General features: G+C 60.6%; 15 protein-coding genes and 1 tRNA gene. 8 read left to right on the plus strand and 8 right to left on the minus strand.

The genetic code is table 11. The features are described 5' to 3' along the window. Nucleotides 1–177: 177 nt before the first annotated feature. From CO666_RS21325 to CO666_RS21340, 4 genes are all read right to left on the minus strand, one after another. Nucleotides 178–1,236 carry a dipeptidase gene (locus tag CO666_RS21325; protein WP_097614193.1) on the minus strand — a complete coding sequence of 353 codons (1,059 nt, stop codon included), beginning with the start codon at nt 1,234–1,236 and terminating at the stop codon, nt 178–180. Nucleotides 1,237–1,452: 216 nt separating this feature from the next. After that, on the minus strand, nt 1,453–4,845 hold the full coding sequence (locus CO666_RS21330; RefSeq protein WP_097614194.1) for an acyl-[ACP]--phospholipid O-acyltransferase: 3,393 nt from the start codon (nt 4,843–4,845) through the stop codon (nt 1,453–1,455). Between the two features lie 92 nt (nt 4,846–4,937). Further along, nucleotides 4,938–5,219 carry a YiaA/YiaB family inner membrane protein gene (locus CO666_RS21335; RefSeq protein ID WP_003569708.1) on the minus strand — a complete coding sequence of 94 codons (282 nt, stop codon included), beginning with the start codon at nt 5,217–5,219 and terminating at the stop codon, nt 4,938–4,940. 49 nt (nt 5,220–5,268) lie between these two features. Further along, nucleotides 5,269–5,955 (minus strand): PspA/IM30 family protein, encoded by a 687-nt coding sequence (locus CO666_RS21340; RefSeq protein ID WP_097614195.1) that lies wholly within the window; start codon nt 5,953–5,955, stop codon nt 5,269–5,271. A gap of 111 nt (nt 5,956–6,066) precedes the next feature. Here CO666_RS21340 and CO666_RS21345 point away from each other — a divergent pair, with 111 nt between their 5' ends. The 3 genes from CO666_RS21345 to CO666_RS21355 all read left to right on the plus strand — a co-directional run bounded on the left by CO666_RS21345 (nt 6,067) and on the right by CO666_RS21355 (nt 8,574). Next, on the plus strand, nt 6,067–6,681 hold the full coding sequence (locus CO666_RS21345; RefSeq protein ID WP_097614196.1) for a TetR/AcrR family transcriptional regulator: 615 nt from the start codon (nt 6,067–6,069) through the stop codon (nt 6,679–6,681). A gap of 440 nt (nt 6,682–7,121) precedes the next feature. Further along, a complete protein-coding gene (locus CO666_RS21350; protein ID WP_097614197.1) occupies nt 7,122–7,901 on the plus strand; it encodes an SDR family NAD(P)-dependent oxidoreductase in 780 nt (259 codons plus the stop codon). A gap of 118 nt (nt 7,902–8,019) precedes the next feature. Further along, nucleotides 8,020–8,574 carry a DUF5710 domain-containing protein gene (locus CO666_RS21355; RefSeq protein ID WP_097614198.1) on the plus strand — a complete coding sequence of 185 codons (555 nt, stop codon included), beginning with the start codon at nt 8,020–8,022 and terminating at the stop codon, nt 8,572–8,574. A gap of 93 nt (nt 8,575–8,667) precedes the next feature. Here CO666_RS21355 and CO666_RS21360 read toward each other — a convergent pair whose 3' ends face one another. Next, on the minus strand, nt 8,668–9,909 hold the full coding sequence (locus tag CO666_RS21360) for a DUF4268 domain-containing protein (protein ID WP_245436828.1): 1,242 nt from the start codon (nt 9,907–9,909) through the stop codon (nt 8,668–8,670). A 63-nt stretch (nt 9,910–9,972) separates the two neighbouring features. Here CO666_RS21360 and CO666_RS21365 point away from each other — a divergent pair, with 63 nt between their 5' ends. From CO666_RS21365 to CO666_RS21380, 4 genes are read left to right on the plus strand one after another with little or no spacing between them, the layout of a single operon-like run. After that, complete coding sequence (locus tag CO666_RS21365) at nt 9,973–11,541, plus strand: type I restriction-modification system subunit M (protein ID WP_097614200.1); 1,569 nt, start codon at nt 9,973–9,975, stop codon at nt 11,539–11,541. Beyond that, the gene (locus CO666_RS21370; RefSeq protein WP_097614201.1) at nt 11,538–12,719 is read left to right on the plus strand and encodes a restriction endonuclease subunit S; all 1,182 of its coding nucleotides are present in this window, start codon (nt 11,538–11,540) and stop codon (nt 12,717–12,719) included. The genes CO666_RS21365 and CO666_RS21370 overlap by 4 nt, the downstream gene beginning before the upstream one ends. Nucleotides 12,720–12,725: 6 nt before the next feature. Continuing rightward, nucleotides 12,726–16,148, plus strand: coding sequence for a DEAD/DEAH box helicase family protein (locus tag CO666_RS21375; protein WP_097614202.1), 3,423 nt, complete (start codon nt 12,726–12,728; stop codon nt 16,146–16,148). Between the two features lie 36 nt (nt 16,149–16,184). After that, complete coding sequence (locus CO666_RS21380; RefSeq protein WP_097614203.1) at nt 16,185–16,811, plus strand: hypothetical protein; 627 nt, start codon at nt 16,185–16,187, stop codon at nt 16,809–16,811. Nucleotides 16,812–17,104: 293 nt separating this feature from the next. On the opposite strand, the gene CO666_RS34595 is transcribed toward CO666_RS21380, so the two are convergent. The 3 genes from CO666_RS34595 to CO666_RS21400 form a co-directional block, all read right to left on the minus strand. Then, nucleotides 17,105–17,392, minus strand: a complete 288-nt coding sequence (locus tag CO666_RS34595; RefSeq protein WP_245436829.1) for a hypothetical protein — start codon at nt 17,390–17,392, stop codon at nt 17,105–17,107. A gap of 11 nt (nt 17,393–17,403) precedes the next feature. Next, complete coding sequence (locus tag CO666_RS34600; RefSeq protein WP_245436830.1) at nt 17,404–18,042, minus strand: nucleotidyltransferase domain-containing protein; 639 nt, start codon at nt 18,040–18,042, stop codon at nt 17,404–17,406. A gap of 159 nt (nt 18,043–18,201) precedes the next feature. Beyond that, nucleotides 18,202–18,276: transfer RNA gene (locus tag CO666_RS21400), tRNA-Gln, on the minus strand. A gap of 164 nt (nt 18,277–18,440) precedes the next feature. Between CO666_RS21400 and CO666_RS21405 the strand changes: the two genes are divergently transcribed. Beyond that, nucleotides 18,441–19,349 (plus strand): MBL fold metallo-hydrolase, encoded by a 909-nt coding sequence (locus CO666_RS21405; protein ID WP_097614204.1) that lies wholly within the window; start codon nt 18,441–18,443, stop codon nt 19,347–19,349. Nucleotides 19,350–19,365 lie beyond the last annotated feature (16 nt).

The raw sequence follows: 19,365 nt of genomic DNA on the forward strand, positions 1-19,365 counted from the left end.
AAAATCGACCTCAAAAGCCAGGAATGACTGTCAGGCATGTCTCCGAACATCTGTCAGGTATGTATCCGGGCTTTACATCAAGCCCTGGGATGACGGAGGAGAGGTGGTGCCCGGGCGATATCGGCTTAGAATCGGCGATGGAGCTGCGGCAAAAGCGGCGCCTCACGAGCTTCACGCTCACGGCCCACTCTTCCAGGTAAGCCCAAACACGCGCAGCCAGTTGTCGAAAGCGAATTTCGCCAGGCTCTCTCTGTCGAAGCCGCTATGGCGCATCGCTTCGAACAGATGCGGCAAGCCGCTGGCGTCCTTGATGGCGCGCGGGATCACCGCGCCGTCGAAATCCGATCCCAGCGCCACCCTGTCTTCGCCGACGCGGTTGACGAGATAGTCGATATGGCGGGCGACGGCCTCGAGCGGGGTGTCGTCGTTCAGGTGGCCATCGGCTCGGATGTCGTTGACCGACAGGTTGAAGCCAATCACGCCGTCGCTATCGCGGATAGCGTCGAGCTGCCTGTCGGTGAGATTGCGGGTCGACGGGCAGATGGCGTGGGCGCAGGCATGGGTGACGACGAGAGGGGCGTGGCTCAATGCCGCCACATCCCAGAATCCCTTTTCGTTCAGATGCGAGAGATCGATCATGATGCCGAGCCGATTGCAGGTCCTGACCAGCTCCTTGCCGATCTCGGTCAGACCGGGACCGGTATCCGGCGACCTGGGATAGGCGAAGGGAACACCGGAGCCGAATATATTCGGGCGGCTCCAGACCGGTCCCAGCGAGCGCAGGCCCGCCGCATGCAGCCGATGGAGATAGTCGAATTCGCCATCCACCGCTTCGGCGCCTTCCATATGCAGCACGACGGCAAAGGCGCCTTCGGCTCTGGCGGCCGCGATCTCATCGACATCAACCGCCAGGCGCATCCGGCCGCCGGAGCGGCGGATCAAGGTCTCGAGCGCCAGACGCTGGGCATCGATCTTCCGGCGGGCATAGGCCGGATCGATGGTCTCGGCATAGATCACCTCATAGCCGTTCTCGGTGATGATCAGATCGTTTTCCGGCTGGCGCTCGGGGCCCGCATGCAGCGCAAACAACCCGCCGGCCATGCCGCCCTCGCGCGCCCTCGGCAGATCGAGATGGCCGCTTTCCGAGCGGGCGAGAAAATCCCGGCCGGAGGATGTGTACTCCGCGATGAATTGAACCGCGTCATTGTGCCCGTCGAAGACATCGATGTCGGCCATGTCGGTTTTCTCCGGGAATTATCACCGCGGGAGAAGACCCCTCCCCAACCCCTCCCCACAAGGGGGAGGGGCTAAGCTGTGGCACCCGCCTCACAAACAGATAGACCAGCCGCACAGTCGACGTTCAATAGGGCGCACGACGAGAGCCGCATGTTAAGCCCCTCCCCCTTGTGGGGAGGGGTTGGGGCGGGGTCTTGCAACGCGCCGGCAACAAGCCTACGCCGCCTCCTCCTGCACCGCACCCTCCGCCAGCTTGCGCGCCGCGACGAAATCGACCTTGCCGGAGCCCAGCACCGGCACCTTGCCGATGGTGACCTCGGCCGGGACCATCATGTCCATCGCGCCCTTGGATTTGGCGAAGGCGAGGAATTCGGCGCGGGTGGCTGTCGGGGCGTCGGTCAGGAGCACCAGGCGCTCGCCCTTCTTGGGGTCGGGCAGCGAGGAGACGACCGAGAGGGCGCCCGGCCAGAGTTCGGCGGCGAGCGCCTCGATCGCCGCCAGCGACACCATCTCGCCGCCGATCTTGGCGAAGCGCTTGGCGCGGCCGCGGATCTTGACGAAGCCGTCCTCGTCGATGGTGACGATGTCGCCGGTGTCGTGCCAGCCATCGGCGAGCGGTTCGAGCACGCCGGGCTTTTCGGCGCGGAGGTAACCGGCCATGACATTGGCGCCGCGCACATGCAGGCGGCCGCCCTCGTCGATGCCGGGCACCGGCTCGAGCTTCCATTCCATGCCCGGCAGGATTTTGCCGACGGTGCCGGAGCGGTTGTACATCGGCGTGTTGATCGAAATCACCGGCGCCGTCTCGGTGACGCCGTAACCTTCGAGGATGCGCAGGCCGAATTTTTCCATATAGGTGTGGCGGGTTGCGGCCTTCACCGGCTCGGCGCCGGCGAAGATATAGCGGATCGAGCGGAAATCATAAGGGTGCGCCGTCCTGGCATAACCGTTGAGGAAGGTGTCGGTGCCGAAAATGATCGTGGCGTTGGAGACATAGATCAGCTCCGGCACGATGCGGTAATGCAGCGGCGAGGGATAGAAATAGACCGGCACGCCCGAGATCAGCGGCAGCACGGTGCCGGCCGTCAGCCCGAAGGAATGGAAAACCGGCAGGATGTTGAACACCTTGTCGCCGCTGTGGAAATCGATGCGGGCGGCGGCCTGGGCGGCGTTCGACAGCACGTTGCGGTGGGTCAGCACCACGCCCTTCGGCGTGCCTTCCGAGCCCGAGGTGAAGAGGATGACGGCCGGATCGTCGGCCTGGCGTTTGACGAGCGGCCGCGCCTTGCGCAGAAGCCCGAGGAGCTTGTCCTTGAAGCCGATTTCGGCTCTGAGATCATCGAGCCAGACGATCGTCAGCTGCTTTTCCAGCTCCTCGATCACAGGGCCGAGCTTGGCCTGGGTGACGAAGGCGCGCGAGGTCAGGACATGTTTCACCTCCGCCGCCTTGCAGGCAGAGAGGATATTGGCAGCACCCGCGGTGAAGTTCAGCATCGCCGGCACCTTGCCGGCGCTCATGACGCCGAGAATGGTGGCGGCGGCGCCATTGGCATTCGGCAGCATGACGCCGAGGTTCGGCTCGGGGAAACGGGCGCGGAACTTGGCGCCGAGCACGGCGGCCCCGGTCAAGAGCTTGCCGTAGGTCAGCCGGCCGGTGACCGGGTCTTCGACGGCGGGCTTTTTCATGCCGAATTCGTGGCCGGCCTGGATGACGCGCTCGAGCACGGTCGACGAGGTATCGGCGGTGCGGAACAACAGGTTCGACATCACCTGGTAGAGCGCGGCACCCGCCGCCGTGCGGCGCTTGCGGCCTTTCAGCTCGCCCGGCACTTCGAGCTTCACCGGCTCGAGAATGGTGACCTTGACCTTGGGAAACAGCCGGCGGCGGATCTTGCCGTTGTCGAGATAGGAGAAATAGGTCTTCTCCAGCCCGTCGATCTTGACCGGCACCACCATCGAGCCGGTCTTGTCGGCGACCATGGCGGCACCATCATAGACCTTCATCAGCGTGCCTGTGACGGTCAGGCGGCCTTCGGGGAAGATGCCGATCGGGTTGCCGTCCTGCGCCACCTTGATCAGTGAGCGCGTCGCCATCGGCTTTGTGGGGTCGAGAGGCAGGAACTTGCACATTTTCAGGAAGGGGCGCACCCACCAGGCCTGGGCGATCTTGTAATCGACGGCAAAGACCGGCTCCTCCTCGGTGATGGCGAGCGCGAGCGCGCCGTCGAGCAGGCTGACGTGGTTCAGCGCAATGATCGGCGCCGGGCCGGCCTTCTTGATGTTCTCCAGCCCCTCGACTTCGAGCCGCATGAAGGCGCGGAACAGGATGGAGATGAAGTCGCGGAAGGCATTGGTCGGCAGCATCTTCAGCATCAGCCAGGCGACCGCGAAATTGACGATGCCGAGGCCGATCAGGATCTGAGGGATGGAGGCGCCGAACGCCTGGATGACGGCGACGAGGCCGAGACCGACGGTGATGAACAGCGCCGAGAGCACGTTGGCCGCACCGATGACGCGGGCGCGGCGATCCTCATGCGCCCAGCTCTGCAGGCCGGCAAAGGTCGGCACGGCGATGAAGGCGCCCGAGATCGCCAGGCCGGCGAGATCGATGGCGACGCGGATGGTATTTTGCCCGGCGAAGAAATCGAGGATCGTCGTCGCATGGGACGTGGATTGCAGACCCCAGAGGTTCCAGGCGAGATCGAGGCTGAAGAGGCCGAGCAGCGCGGTGCCGACCGGGGCCGGCAAGAGCACGATGCGGCCGGACGACATCCAGGCGGCGATGCCCGAGCCCACGGCGACGGCAATGGCAAAGACGGTGAGATAGGCGGGCACGACGAGCTCGGAGCCGCCGAGCAGCTCGGTCACCATGGTCGGCAGGATGGAGAGAATGAAGGCGCCGACCAGCCAGAACCAGCAGTTCATCAGCGCCGAGCGCCACAGCCGCTTATCCCTATGGATTTCCATGACCAGCGTGTAGCTGGAACGGATGACGTTGCGGTCGATCTCAAGATCCGGCGCCTTGGAGCCGGTCGCCGGGATCATCCGGGCCGACAGCCAGCAGAGCACCGACAGCCCCATCATCATCGAGCCGAAGAGGACGACATTGTCGCCGCTGGAAAAAGCCAGCGCAGCGATGATCGTGCCGCCGAGAATGGCGATGAAGGTGCCGCCCTCGATCCAGGCATTGGCCTTCGGCAGGTCGCGGCGTTCGAGATGATCGGGCAGGATGCCGTATTTGATCGGCCCGAACAGCGCCGAGACGATGCCGAAGCCGAAGAGGGCCGCCATCAGCACAAAGATCGAGGAGAAGGCGAGACCGATCACCGCAAGGGCGGCGACCGCGATCTCGCAGCGTTTCAGCAGTTCTGCCACCTTGGCCTTGTCGTGCTTGTCGGCGATTTCGCCGCCGAGTGCGGACAGCAGCAGGAAGGGCACGATGAGGATGACGCCGGCGAGCGTCACCAGGGCCGCGCCCTCGCTTGCCGACATCTTGTAGAGGATGAGGAAGACGAGCGTATTCTTCAGGAAATTGTCGTTGAAGGCGGTCAGGAACTGCGTCCAGAACAGCGGCGCGAATTTCCTCGATGTCATCAGCTTGTGTTGCACGGCGGGACCCTCTTTCGATTGGCAGAGAAGGCCACAGAGTTGTTACGCAAAAGTTGAATGCGATAACAACTCTGCGATGTGGTTAAGGAAGATCAATCTTCATCGCTACGATTGAATTTGACCAGCAGCTTTTCGGTGCGGGCATCCTCGACCTTGCGGATCAGCTTCTCGGACTCGGCATTGTCGCGCAGCGTCTTGGTGATGTTCACCGTCGTCTGCACCAGCATCAATATGCCCATGGCGAGATAGCCTTTGCCCCAGAGATCGAGCGGCATCATGTAGAGGCCGAGCGCCAGCATGAAGGCGGCCGAGCCGAAGGAGATATAGGAGAAGCTGACCCAGCTGGCGGAATGTTTCTGGAAACTGTCGTTCATTGTCTTAATCCTTGATGTTCGATGGATCGGGATGGGGACTGGATGCGGTTCAGGCGGCCGGGCTGACCCGGCTCTTCAGCCGGGCAAGCACATCATCGGCCGAGCTGTGCAGCGGCGGGCCGAAGCCGGCATTGGCAAGCTTCTCGATGATGCCGGCCGGGCGGATCGCGCCTTCCATCTCCTTCAGCGCGGCTGATGTCAGCTCGTTCTGGCTCTGGCGCAGGCGAAGACGGGCGAGCGTCTCCTCGGCATCGTCGAGCGTGGCAAAGCCGGGGCCGGCGACTGATACATCGAGCTTCTGCGCCTCTTCGGTAGCGCGGGCCAGCCGCTCGCCGCGCTGCAGCGCCTGCAGCCGGGCTTCGGAGGCGCGCACGATTGATTTCAGCTTGTCGATCGCCACCGCGAACTGGGCCTGCGCCTGCTCCGACGCATCGCGCTCGGCTTCGAGAAAGGCGATCGCCTCGGCCGCTTCACGGGCGAGCGCCTCATTGCCCTTGGCAAGGGCTGCGGTGGCGCGGCTTTCGAGATCGGCGATGCGGGCGAGGATCGTCGCGTGCTGGCCCTTCTCCTGTTCGTTCTGGGCGATGGCGACCGCCACACTGCGCCGCGCCGACTGGATCGCCTGCGCCGCATCGCGGATCTGCTGGGCAAGCAGCGGCACGGCGTTGCGATCGGCAAAGGCCTGTTCGGCATCATGCGCCCTGCCCCGCAATAAAATGGAAATCAGTTTGAACATTTCCTTCCTCCGGTTTATGAACGTTGTTCACGGGATGAGTTATGACAGAATCGTGAACGGTGTTCAAGAATAATTTTGAACGATGTTCAAAAATTCGGAAGGGAATGGTTAATGGCCGGTCGACGGGAAGAAAAACGTGAGGATCTGAAGGCCCGGCTGATCGAGGCGGCGCGCGAGCGCATCGCCCGCGACGGGCTCTCCAACCTCAGAGCCCGCGACATCACCCAGGATGCCGGCTGCGCGCTCGGCGGCCTCTATACCGTCTTCTCGGACCTCGCCGAGCTCACCATCCACGTCAATTCCGCCACGCTGAAGGCGCTGGAGGCGCGCCTGACACTTGATGAGGCCAAGGAGAAAAGCCCGACCGATCGGCTGCGCAACCTCGCCCAGGGCTACCTCGCCTTCGCCGTCGAACACCGCAATCTCTGGAAGGCGCTGTTCGAGCACGCGCCCCCGGACACCAGCCCGACGCCGCAATGGCACCTCGACGAACACCTCTTCCTGATGGACGTGATCGCCGAGCCGCTGGCCGAACTGCAGCCCGACATGCCCCCCGAAGACCGCGCCATCCGCGCCCGCACCCTGTTCGGGGCGGTGCATGGGGTGGTGAGCATCAGCCTCGAAGGCCGCTTCGTCGGCCTGCCGCTGGAGCGGCTGGCGCTGGAGGTGGATGAGCTGGTGCAGACGATTGCGGCGGGGGCGGAAAGGCGGCGGCAGGGGATGTGAGGTGGTGTTGGGGTGGAGTGGCGAGGCTGGGGTGGCGCAGGCTGACGCCGCCGTTTTCGCCGAGCCCCACCCCACTCTCCGTCATCCTCGGGCTTGACCCGAGGATCCACACCGGCCGACGAACGCTGGCGTCAAGTCATTGAAACCACCTCGAAAAATGCCCCTCATCCGCCTGCCGGCACCTTCTCCCCGCGCGCGGGGAGAAGGAGATATGCCGCGCCCTCTCCGTCTCTCTCTGACGTCTCGCTGGGCACGTCCCCTCGCCCCGTTTTTACGGGGAGAGGGTTAGGGTGAGGGGCAAGCATCCGCACAACGGACAACCCCAAAACGTTACTTCGTGAGATCACGCGCCGGGAACCCACACCCCAACTCCCGCATTGAGCCCCCAACCAAAACCTGCTTCACTCCCCCACCCCACGCCGCACGCGAAAGGAACCCCCATGAGCCGCATCTTCATCACCGGTTCCACCGATGGACTCGGCCTCGCCGCCGCCCGCACCCTCATCCGCGAAGGCCACGAGGTCGTCCTCCACGCCCGCTCCCGCGAGCGCGCCGCGGCCATCGCCGAGACCTCCGCCGCCGCCCTCGGCCTCGTCATCGGCGATCTCGCCAGCGCCGCGGAAACCCGCTCGATCGCCGACCAGCTCAACGCCATCGGCCGCATGGACGCCATCATCCACAATGCCGGCATCTACCTCGAGAAGAGCCGCGGCGAAACGCCCGAAGGCCACGCCAAGACGCTGGCGGTCAACACGCTCGCCCCCTATCTCCTCACCGCCTGGATCACGCGACCCGACCGCCTGATCTATCTCAGCAGCGGCATGCACCACAGCGGCAGCAGCACGCTTGACGATATCGACTGGAAGAAGCGACCGTGGAACGCGAGCCAGGCCTATTCGGAAAGCAAGCTCTACATCGCCACCCTCGCCGCCGCCATCGCCCGCCATTGGCCCGACGTCCTCAGCAACGCCGTCGACCCCGGCTGGGTGCCGACAAAGATGGGCGGCGCCGGCGCGCCGGATGATCTGGAGATGGGGCATCTGACGCAGACATGGCTGGCGGCGAGCGAGGACGAAGCCGCGAAGGTGAGCGGCGGGTATTGGTATCATCGGCAGCAGCGGGAGGCGGCGGAGGTGGTGGTTGATGTTGGGTTTCAGGAGGCGCTGGTGGAGAAGCTGGCGGGGTTGACGGGGGTGCGGTTGTTCCCACAGGGTGGGTGAGGCGCAAGTCGAGCGGATTATCAATTCTATCTGACGACTGGTCAGCCGCCTCATTGCACGCATGCGGCGGCGGGTAACAACGGGCTGAAATTTCCGGATTTCGAAGAGGGGCTAAGGCATGCAGAAAGATGATTGGAGGGATAGCGACGGCGAGAATGTCTTTGAAATGCTCGTTGCCAACGGTGGTCCAGGGTTCTGGGTACGTCGGATCACCTGGGGCGGAACCCTTGCGCGCATCGTTCGTGTGGGGATATTTACCAAACCCCCTCCTTACTTCGGCAATCCGCCGGTCCTCATGGATGTCTTTGATCTTGATGGAGGTCTAAGGGAAGGTCTTGCGCTGCTTCCAGTTCCTGGCACCTACAAGACGTGGCGAAGAATTGAAGCGCCACTATGGGCGGAGCAGGCGAGATTGCGACCGCTCGATGATCCCGCAATCGACATAGCACTGGCGGCCCTCGATCGAAGACGTGGCAAAGAAGGGGGCAAAGCCGCGCGCGCAGATCCACCGCCGGAGGCGGCACGAGTTCTTCTTTTGGTCCCATACGCGCGCAAGGACGAAGCCAAGGGCATCGGGGCACGTTGGTCTCCGACGGACAAGAGCTGGTGGCTGCCGGCGGATGACAGTTCGGCACTTTCGAAGGCGCAGGCTCTCGGTTTTCTTGATGTTTAGTGTGTCGAGCTGAAGGCCGTTGAAGTCATGTTGAATGCCAATGTCTCTTCTGCAGTCACGTGACTGTGGCAGTGCCGCGTTTGTAGCGGTTGATCAATAGTCTACTGGTGCCACTGATTCTGTCGTTTCATCAACACTGGGAATTGAACGCGCATATTGCGCTAGCGGCTGCCGGAAAGCCGCTTCCAACTTGCGTATGTGCTCTGACAACCAAGTGATCATCTCCGGCCAGTTGTCCGCATCGAAGCCATCGAACGGATGGGAATAGGAAATCCGGCTCTGTTTCCTCTCATCGAGCCGTGACCAGCTCATCTCCGTACCGAATCTAGCCTCGATTGCAGACCTGTCAGCTTCGAGCCGATCGAACAGCCACTTGTTCTGATCGCGGTCAGCGCGCGCGAGGTTCACTTCGACGCGAACTTCGTCGCGTGCAAAAACTATCGTAAAAGGACAACCTCCGACGCCAGAGCCTGCATTGAGCCAATGATCACGACTAGGATTAACATTGGCAAAGAGGGTGATACCATCCGCACGCAACTTCTCCAACGCGCGAGCCCAGAACTGAAGCCGGACCTGATGTCGACGCGCTTGGACGCCCTGTGCGCTTGTTTCCTCTACCTCCTTTGAAGAGATGCCGATCATGTAGTCTGCAGCCTCTGGAGTTGGGATGATCTGCTGCAGGTCAATGAACAGCTCATCGCCGAAGCTGTAGGGAACAACGCGAAAGCACTGCGCACGAATGCCTCGACTAAGCAGCCACAATACTGTCGCGGTCACCTCGCGGCGGAAATTGGCAGCTATGAACATCATTCGCTGGCCGTTGCCGGGATTCAGCACCGTCTCTTGAAGCTCCTCCACCTCCATGAATTCGCAGATGCGTTCGACTGCCGAGCCACCGCCGCAATAACGGTCGAGATACTGCTGGTAAATCTCGACAATCTGCAGCTTGTTGAGGCCCGAAACGTAGGCAGTGTATTTCAGCGCCTGCCACGTCACGTCGCGGCCGGAGTCGTCGAGCTTGTTCTCGATGATGACGAGGTTCCCCGCCTTATCGAGCGCAAGAAGGTCCAGCCGCTCACGCGTTTCGTCGAAGCCGTCAAACTCTTTCTGGACGATAAGTAGATCTTCGCCAAGCGCATCTGGCTGATGCACAAGCCATTCCTGCAGATGATCCCGCTCGCGCAATGCAAGCTCGCCGAAGCGCCTTTGCGCCAACCGCGCGATTCTATTTTGGTTTCTATCAACACGAAACATTAGGCCACACTCGCAGGCCTGCCGGCCAATAGCTTTTGACGGAATGCTCTCATATTGCGGCCATTCAACTTCCTGATGCATCTTCAGTAGCACAGCGTGATGCCGTAGTGTCAAATCCGATTCGCGAGATGATAAGGACCACGCATGCTCACAGGTGAAATTCGCTCGAAGGTCGATCAGGTCTGGAACGCCTTCTGGGCCGGCGGCATCGCCAATCCGCTCGAAGTGATCGAGCAGATCACCTATCTGCTCTTCATGCGCGGCCTGGACGAAGCGCAAACCCGAGCGGAAAATGAGGCTAACCTTCTGAACCGACCGCTGAGGCGCGTGATCTTCCCGGAAGGCGTCTATCGTACCGTGCGTAACGAGGAGACCGGCGAGGTCGAGGAAGAGATCACTTACGCCATGCTGCGGTGGTCGCGCTTCAAGAATGATGATCCAGCACGGATGTTCTTCATCGTCTCTGAGAATGTCTTCCCATTCCTGCGCGAGATGGCAGAAAAAGGCACAGCCCATTCCGAACACATGAAGGGAGCGCGCTTCACCATTCCGACACCCGGTTTGCTCGCCAAGGTGGTCGACATGCTGGCGGAAATTCCGTTGGAGGATCGCGATACCAAGGGCGACCTTTACGAATATATGCTCGGCAAGATCGCCTCGGCCGGCCAGAACGGCCAGTTCCGCACGCCGCGCCACATCATCAAGCTGATGGTGGAGTTATTGAAGCCGACACCGCAAGACGTAATCTGCGATCCGGCCAGCGGCACCTGCGGCTTTCTGGTGGCGGCGGGCGAATATCTGCGCGAGCACCACAAGGGCCTGTTCCGCGACACCGCGCTCAACCGGCATTTCCACGAGGGCATGTTCCACGGCTACGATTTCGACCAAACCATGCTGCGCATCGGCTCGATGAATATGCAGTTGCACGGCGTCGAGGGCGCCGATATCCGCTACCGGGATTCGCTTTCCTCCAGCCATGGCGACGATGCCGACAAATATTCGCTTGTTCTCGCCAACCCGCCCTTTGCCGGCTCACTGGATTACGAGACGACCGCCAACGACCTGCTCGCCATCGTCAAGACGAAGAAGACCGAGCTTCTGTTCATGGCGCTATTCCTGAAACTGCTCAAACCCGGCGGACGGGCGGCGGTTATCGTGCCGGACGGCGTGCTGTTCGGCTCGTCGACGGCGCACAAGGCGATCCGCAAGATGCTGGTGGACGATCACAAACTCGATGCGATCGTCAAGCTGCCATCCGGCGTGTTCCGGCCCTATGCCGGCGTCTCTACGGCGATTGTCTTCTTCACGAAGACCAATTCCGGCGGCACGGATCACGTCTGGTTCTACGACGTGCAGGCGGACGGCATGAGCCTGGACGACAAGCGCCAGATGCTGGTGGCCGAGGAAAAATTTGGCCCGGTGCCGAAGGAAAAACTCACTGCAGACGATCACGCGAAGAACAACCTGCCGGATGTTATCGCTCGCTGGGCTGAGCGCAATCGCGCCGAACGCGAAAACCGGCGAACCGGACAGAGCTTTACGGTGAGCCGCGAGGATATCGTTGGCTTCGACTATGACCTGTCGCTAAATCGCTACAAAGAAGTGGTGCACGAGACGGCGGAACATCGGCCACCAAAGGAGCTGATTGCGGAACTCCTGAAGCTCGAGGACGAGATTTCTGCGGGGCTGAAAGAGCTGGAGGCGATGTTGTGAGCGTCCGTACGGCTTTGCTTGAAGACGTCTGCGAGATCAATCCGAGGGCGCCGAAGAACCTCAACGACGAAACTCCCGTGTCGTTCCTTCCGATGAGCGCGGTTTCTGAGGGTGGATACGTCGCCTTTGAAGAAGCACGTACGTATGGTGAAGTTAAGAAGGGATACACCTACTTCGAACGAGGCGATGTCCTTATTGCGAAGATCACGCCCTGCTTTGAAAACGGAAAAGCGGCATCGACGGCAACAATTCAGAATAAGCTCGGGTTCGGCTCAACCGAGTTTCACGTTCTGCGCCCGTCACATCATCTCGATCCTAAGTATGCCTTTTACTTGCTCTGGAGTGATCGGTTTAGGACGATCGGCGAAAAGGGAATGACAGGCAGCGCCGGCCAAAAGCGCGTCCCCGCTGATCTCCTGCGACGCCTGGAGATCCCTCTCCCGCCCGTCGATGAGCAGAAGCGGATAGCGGCGATCCTGGATAAGGCCGATCAGCTGCGCCAGAAGCGCCGCCAAGCCCTTGCGCTGCTCGACAGCCTCTCCCAGTCGATCTTTCAGGATTTGTTCGGCGATCTGGTGAGCAATCCGATGGGCTGGGAAACGCAAACCGTCGAAGACTTTTGCGAGCTCATCGTTGATTGTGTCAATCGCACTGCGCCTCTGGCGGAGCGTCCCACCGATTTCAAAATGATTCGGACGACGAACGTCAAGAAGGGACGCCTTTTGCTCTCAGAGGTCCGCTACGTTGATGAGGAAATATTTGCCAAATGGAACAGAAGGGCCACGCCTCAATTCGGCGACGTGATTTTGACACGCGAGGCACCAGTAGGCGAAGTCGGCATACTAGACGTACCCGGTAATTTCTTCCTTGGTCAGAGACTAATGCTTTATCGACCCGACCTGAAAAAAATCACCTCTGAATACATGCTTCATTCATTTCAATCAAAATTCTTGTCAGAGCAGTTTAGGCAAGGCTCATCAGGCTCGACCGTGAAGCATCTGCCACTCCCAGCCTGCCGATCGTTTGCATTCAGAGTTCCGCCAATCGAAATTCAACAACAGTTCTCCAAACGAGTAGCAACAATAAAACGCAGCCTAGGCGGGATTGAGGTCATGACTTTGGGAATGGATGAAGTATTCTCCTCCCTCCAACACCGCGCGTTCTCCGGACAACTCTGAGGCTTCATGTCCAACTTCGCCTTCCTCGCCGCCGAATTCCCAGAGATCTTCGACAGCGCGAAGCGGGCGGAGGCTTTGGCGGACGGCGATCCGCGAGCGGCGGCGTTTTATGCGCGGCGGACGGTGGAACTGGCCGTGCAATGGGCCTACAAGCATGATCCCTCCCTCAAATTTCCCTATCAGAGCAATATCTCGGCGCTGATCCATGAGCCGAGCTTCCAGAAGCTCGCCGGTCAGGCGGTGTTTTCCAAGGCTCGCGTCGTCATCAAGATCGGCAATCAGGCCGTTCATGAAAGCCGCGAGACCAAACCGGCGGAAACCGCCAACGCCGTGCGCGAACTGTTCCATCTCTGCTTCTGGCTGGCTCGCACCTATGCGCGCGGGGAGCGCCCCGCCGACACCCTCGCCTTCGACCCCGCACATCTGAGCCGCAAGCAAGACGTGGTGAAACGCGCCTTTGCCGAGCTTACCCGCATGAAGGGCGAGATGGAGGCGAAGGACAAGGCCTTCGAGACCATGCTGCGCGACAAGGCCGATCTCGACGCCGAGCTGAAGCGGCTGCGCGCCGAAGTGGCCGCCGCCCGCCATCAGAACGAGGCTCGGCCGGACAATCATGACTATTCGGAGGCCGAGACTCGCGACCTCTATATCGACCTGCTGCTGAAAGAGGCCGGCTGGAAGCTGGACCAGCCGCATGACCGCGAGTTCCCGGTTGAGGGCATGCCGAACAATGAGGGCAAGGGTTTCGTCGACTATGTGCTCTGGGGCGACGACGGCAAGCCATTGGCGCTGATCGAGGCCAAGCGCACCAAGCGCGATCCGCGCGTCGGCCAGCAGCAGGCCAAGCTCTATGCCGATTGCCTGGAAAGGCAGTCCGGCCAGCGGCCGGTCATTTTCACCTCCAATGGTTACGAGCACTGGATCTGGGACGATACCGCCTATCCGCAGCGTGCCGTCTCCGGCTTCTATAAGAAAGACGAGCTGGCGCTGATGATCCAGCGGCGAGTGAGCCGCAAGCCGATTGCGGGACTGGCCGTCAATAAGCAGATCGCCGGCCGCTATTACCAGACCCGCGCCATCTCGCGCGTGGCCGAGGCTTTCGAGGCCCACAAGCAGCGCAAGAGCCTGCTGGTCATGGCAACCGGCTCCGGCAAGACGCGCACGGTGATCGCGCTGGTCGATCTGCTGATGCGCGCCGGCTGGGTGAAACGGGTGCTGTTCCTCGCCGACCGTGTGGCGTTGGTGAACCAGGCGGTGCGCGAATTCAAGCGGCAACTGCCGGAGACCTCACCGGTCAATCTGGTGACTGAGAAAAATGCCGAGGGCCGCGTCTTCCTCTCCACCTATCCGACGATGATGAACCTGATCGACGAACGGCAAGCCGGGCAGGCCCGTTTCGGCCCCGGCCATTTCGATCTCGTCATCATCGACGAGGCGCATCGGTCAGTCTATCAGCGTTACGGCGCTATTTTCGACTATTTCGACAGCCTACTGGTCGGCCTCACCGCAACGCCGAAGGATGAAATCGACCATAACACCTACGGTCTGTTCGACCTTGAGGACGGCGTTCCCACAGACGCCTATTCGCTCGATAAGGCGGTGGAGGACGAATATCTCGTGCCACCTCATTCGGTCTCGGTACCGCTGAAATTCCAGCGCGAGGGCATCCGCTACGACGATCTTTCGGAGAGCGAGAAAGAGCAGTGGGACATGCTGGAATGGGACGAAGAGGATGGCGACCCGCCCGATAGCGTCGATAGCCAGGCGGTCAACAAATGGCTGTTCAACGCCGACACCGTCGACAAGGTGCTGGCGCATGTGATGACCGAGGGCCTGAAAGTCGCCGGCGGCGATAGGCTCGGCAAGACCATCATCTTCGCCAAGAACCAGGACCATGCAGAATTCATCGAGGAACGGTTCAACCGCGCCTATCCGCATCTCGCCGGCCACTTCGCCCGCGTCATTACCTTCAAGACGGAATACGCCCAAAGCCTGATCGACGACTTTTCGAAGAAGGACGGCAATCCGCATATCGCCATCTCCGTGGACATGCTCGACACCGGCATCGACGTGCCTGAAGTGGTCAACTTGGTGCTGTTCAAGCTGATCCGCTCGAAGACCAAGTTCTGGCAGATCATCGGGCGCGGCACGCGTCTTTGCCCGGATCTCTTCGGCCCCGGCGATGACAAGGAGTTCTTCCGTGTCTTCGATTATTGCCAGAACCTCGAATTCTTCCGCCAGAACCCGCAGCCGGACGACGGCCGCAACGGCAAGAGCCTGAACGAGCGTCTGTTTGCCGCCCGCTTCGACATCGTCCGTGCGCTCGACGAGAAGCACAGGCTCGATGTCCCTGGCGTGGCCGAACCCCGACAGGAGGGTTACGATGCCGGCGTCGGCAAGCCGGTCGACGAGGTGACGATCCGCAATGATGCTCTCGATGCGCTGCGGACCTACGTGGCCGGCATGAATCTCGACAACTTCATCGTGCGCGGAAAACGACGCGCTGTCGAAAAATACAAAGCCGCCGACGCCTGGAACGAGCTCACCGATGCCGTGCGCGAGGAGCTGCTCGACGAGGTCGCGCCGCTGCCGAGCGAAGTGAAGGGCGAGCCGGAAGAGGCGAAACGCTTCGACCTGCTGATCTTCGGCCTGGAGCTGGCACTGCTCAAGGGGTCGAAAAGCTTCGACCGGCTGAAGAAACAGCTGATCGAGATCGCCTCGGCGCTCGAGGAGCAGACTGCCATCCCGATCATTGCCGCCCAGCATCCGCTGATCCTCGAAATTCTATCCGATCCCTGGTGGGAAGGGATCACCGTGCCGCAGCTCGAACTGGTGCGGCTCAGGCTTCGCGGCCTTGTGCAGCACATCGAGAAGGGCAAGCGCAAGATCGTCTACACCAATTTCCAGGACGAATTGGGCCTTGGTGCCGATATCGATCTGCCGGAGGTCGGCGAAGTGGATTTTGCCCGCTTCAAGCGGAAAGCCCGGCACTTCCTGCGCGAGCACGAAGACCATATCGCCATCGCCAAGCTGCGGCATGGCAGACCGCTGACGCCGACCGACGTCGAGGAACTACAGTCTATGCTGCTTTCGGCCGGCATCGGCGACGCCAAGCACCTGGAGAAAGCAACAGAGGTGGCGCACGGTTTCGGGGCCTTCGTTCGCTCGCTGGTCGGCCTCGACCGCGCGTCGGTCGCTGAGGCCTTCTCCGATTTCATCTCAGACAGCGGCGCAACGGCGGACCAGATCGAATTCATCGAGATGGTCATCGAACACCTGACTGAAAGGGGCGTCATGGACCCAGCCCTTCTCTACGAGAGCCCGTTCATCGACGTTGCGCCGGAAGGACCGCAGCAAGTCTTCGACTTCGAGAAGACCAAGAAGCTCGTCGAAGTGATCAGAGGATTGAACGAGACCGCAGCGGGGTGAGCAAACCGACGGTGGGCAAGTCTGGGGAGGACTTACATGTGTCTGATGCCGAAAATGGTGTGCAGCTTGGTGTTTGCCGCAGCGCTAAGCATTTTTGAGACTGCCGCTGCGCAAAACTTAGACCCCAACGGTGGAACTCTTTACGTTGCCAATACGCCCGTAATGACCGATGGCAAACTTACGGGATGCCAGCTCACCTTTGATGCCGTCATTCGAGACTACACATATAGGCAAGGAGCTTTCATAGCAGTTTCGGGGGGCGTGGGATTGATGATCACCCAGCAAACGATCGGAACAACGGTGAAACTCGTCGTAACAGCACTCGATCCTTCTGGCAGGCCGATCCCGTCGCCGCCATCCCGCGCGTATCTAATAGGTGCGAACTATGCGACAACACTCGACAGCCTTGTAGCGGCAAGTGCATCAGACCAGCCTGGTGGGTTATTTTCCATCTTTAAAGCAGAGCCGACCATTAGCATTGTGCTTGACGCGCTAAAGACAAAAAGACTCATGTTCGCATTCAATCAGAACAACAGTGGCACTGATATTCAGCTTCCCGTCGAGCTTGATGTAGTCAACACAGCCGCGGACGGCGCACAAATTCGCAGTGACAACATGATTAAGGGCTATGCGAAGTGTGTTCTGATGCTCATCAATAAATAGCCTATTCGGCGGCGAGCGGCGAATCTGAGAGGTACGAGTAAATGAAACAGTGGCTGGGGCGCCTGGATTCGAACCAGGGGATGGCGGCCCCAAGAACCGCTGCTTTACCGGTTGGCTAGGCCACGCAGAAAGGCGGACGCAACAACTGCCCTACAGTCCAGGTCAGCGGCGGGCCATCTCGCTTTCCACCCACTCCGCATATTCCTTCAACTGCTCGAACAGAGATTCCGCGTCGGATAGCAGCATGAAACGGCCGCCATATTGGGCTAAGTCTTTATTCCCCAGAATGCGAGTTAGCCTGGTCTCTTGAGATTTTGGCAGTCGATTTCCAATGCGTCTCGCAAAGTCTTGATGACCGCTGCGTGATCGTTTTGATTGATCTTGTTCGCGAAGGTTGCCGTGAGTGCGTCCGTATAGGCGATTGCCGCGTTGACCACAGTCGCCGCAATCGGATTTCCGAGTGTTCCCGCCTGAGCACTGCTGATTTGCAGTTTCGCCGATTCCAGAAATCCTCTGGCGATGATCAGGCGATTTGCACCATGGCGAGCGTCGGAGGGTTTCGAAGGGCCACTTCTGGTCAACGCTATCTCTTTCACATCGTTATTGATTCCGGGCGAAGCCCAAACACTACCAATCCTTCGTTGAGAAACGCTTGCCATAAGGGATCGTCGCTTTGGCGCAATCGTTTCAGGTCGGCGATCGACAGGGTGCTGATCGACGGCGAAAAGGATAGCTCTTCTCCTTTGGCTGTGAGAAAATCGATGCTTTCGTTTTGTATCGTTTCGATGTCCGGCGCATCAGCGATGAGCGCCACGTCCAGATCGCTTGTGGCGTTGTCTTCTCCCCTCGCGACGCTGCCGAATATCCATGCCGCCACAACTTTGTCCCCGAAGAGGGAGGCGCATTCTTTCACGGCGGCAAGGATATCGGCAAAGCGCCTTTCCTCCGTCTCGAACAGGGCTTGCACCGGGGTAGCGAACGGCGAGCCTCGGTTGAGACTGAAAAGCCGGGCATAGCCGGTTCCAATTTCCGTAACGATTCGAAGACTTGTGAGGGTTGCCAACGCGGCAAGTATGGGAGGGCGGGATATCTTGGTTCTGTTGACGAGATTGCCAACACTCAATTGACCGCCGTGAAGCGATAATTCCCGCATCACCCGCACATTGGCTTCGTTCCCAAAAATTGTTGAAAGCGGGAAGCGCAAAGCGCTTTCTGGGTTTGGTCGCGCCATAGTGGCCCCATCATATAGATATCTTTATCATCATAATCGTATCTATACCTTTGTAAAGATATCGATACGATCCTATAGTTATCTTTATAACGGCATAGGAGACGCCGGTGTCGCTTAGCGAGGGCGCAAAGATCAGGAATAAAAGCGTGGGAATTAGCGTGGCTGGGGCGCCTGGATTCGAACCAGGGGATGGCGGTACCAAAAACCGCTGCCTTACCGCTTGGCTACGCCCCACCAGAGCTTGAGCGGCGAACCGCTGCTCGGATCGCGCCTGATTAGCAAAGCTCTTTGCCTGTCACAATGACTAAGTTTAAACCTCAGGCAGATTTATGCGCGCGAAGTGGCGGGCGGCGTGCTAGCATGAGGTGTTATTGTCGCCCTCGAGATCATCGTTCCGCATGGAAAGTCCCGTTTTCGACCTTGCTTTCGAGCCGGCCTATGGGCGGGCCGTGCCGGTTGTTTCCGGTATCGCGCGGGTCACGGCGGAAAATCCCGGGCCTTTCACCTTTTTCGGCACCAACAGCTATCTCGTCGGCACTTCCTCGCTTGCGATCATCGACCCCGGGCCGGAGGATGAGGCGCATTATCAGGCGCTGATGGCGGCGATCGGCGGGCGTGATGTGACGCATATCTTCGTCAGCCATACCCATCGCGATCACTCGCCGCTCGCCCGCCGGCTGCAGGCGGCAACGGGGGCGGTGACGGCGGGGCAAGGGCCGCACCGGCCGGCGCGGCGGCTGCGCGACGGCGAGGTCAATCCCTTTGCCGAAAGCTCGGATGTGGATTTCGTGCCGGATCTGGCGCTCGGCGATGGCGAGAGGATTGCGGGGGATGGCTGGTCGCTCAGAGCGGTGCTGACGCCGGGGCATACGGCCAATCATGCCGCCTTCGCGCTCGAAGGCCGCGAGATACTATTGTCAGGCGATCATGTCATGGCCTGGTCGACCTCGATCGTCGCACCCCCGGATGGTTCGATGGCGAATTATATGGCTTCGCTCGACAAGCTGATCACGCGCGAGGATGCCCTGCTGCTGCCCGGCCATGGCGGGCCGGTGCGCGAGCCGAAGACGTTCCTGCCGGCGCTGAAGGCGCATCGGCTCGGGCGCGAGCGGGCGGTGCTGGCGCGGGTCGCGGCCGGCGACAGCAGCATTGCCGAGATGGTGAAGGCGATCTATCACGATACCGATCCGAAGCTCTATGGAGCGGCCGCCCTTTCCGTGCTCGCCCATATCGAAGATCTGGTGGAGCGCGGCGAGGTTGCGGCGGATGGGCCGCCTTCGCTTGCCGCGCGCTACCGGCCGGGGTAATGAAAGGCGGAGGGGA

This window comes from Rhizobium chutanense (genome assembly GCF_002531935.1).
GTDB lineage: Bacteria > Pseudomonadota > Alphaproteobacteria > Rhizobiales > Rhizobiaceae > Rhizobium > Rhizobium chutanense.

Excerpts from the sequence above, each read along its gene's own strand:
- CO666_RS21365 (WP_097614200.1), top strand. The coding sequence starts at position 9,973 with ATGCTCACAGGTGAAATTCGCTCGAAGGTCGATCAGGTCTGGAACGCC.
- CO666_RS21335 (WP_003569708.1), bottom strand. The coding sequence starts at position 5,219 with ATGAACGACAGTTTCCAGAAACATTCCGCCAGCTGGGTCAGCTTCTCC.
- CO666_RS21345 (WP_097614196.1), top strand. The coding sequence starts at position 6,067 with ATGGCCGGTCGACGGGAAGAAAAACGTGAGGATCTGAAGGCCCGGCTG.
- CO666_RS21325 (WP_097614193.1), bottom strand. The coding sequence starts at position 1,236 with ATGGCCGACATCGATGTCTTCGACGGGCACAATGACGCGGTTCAATTC.
- CO666_RS34600 (WP_245436830.1), bottom strand. The coding sequence starts at position 18,042 with ATGGCGCGACCAAACCCAGAAAGCGCTTTGCGCTTCCCGCTTTCAACA.
- CO666_RS21340 (WP_097614195.1), bottom strand. The coding sequence starts at position 5,955 with ATGTTCAAACTGATTTCCATTTTATTGCGGGGCAGGGCGCATGATGCC.
- CO666_RS21375 (WP_097614202.1), top strand. The coding sequence starts at position 12,726 with ATGTCCAACTTCGCCTTCCTCGCCGCCGAATTCCCAGAGATCTTCGAC.
- CO666_RS21380 (WP_097614203.1), top strand. The coding sequence starts at position 16,185 with ATGTGTCTGATGCCGAAAATGGTGTGCAGCTTGGTGTTTGCCGCAGCG.
- CO666_RS21355 (WP_097614198.1), top strand. The coding sequence starts at position 8,020 with ATGCAGAAAGATGATTGGAGGGATAGCGACGGCGAGAATGTCTTTGAA.
- CO666_RS21405 (WP_097614204.1), top strand. The coding sequence starts at position 18,441 with ATGGAAAGTCCCGTTTTCGACCTTGCTTTCGAGCCGGCCTATGGGCGG.
- CO666_RS21360 (WP_245436828.1), bottom strand. The coding sequence starts at position 9,909 with ATGCATCAGGAAGTTGAATGGCCGCAATATGAGAGCATTCCGTCAAAA.
- CO666_RS21350 (WP_097614197.1), top strand. The coding sequence starts at position 7,122 with ATGAGCCGCATCTTCATCACCGGTTCCACCGATGGACTCGGCCTCGCC.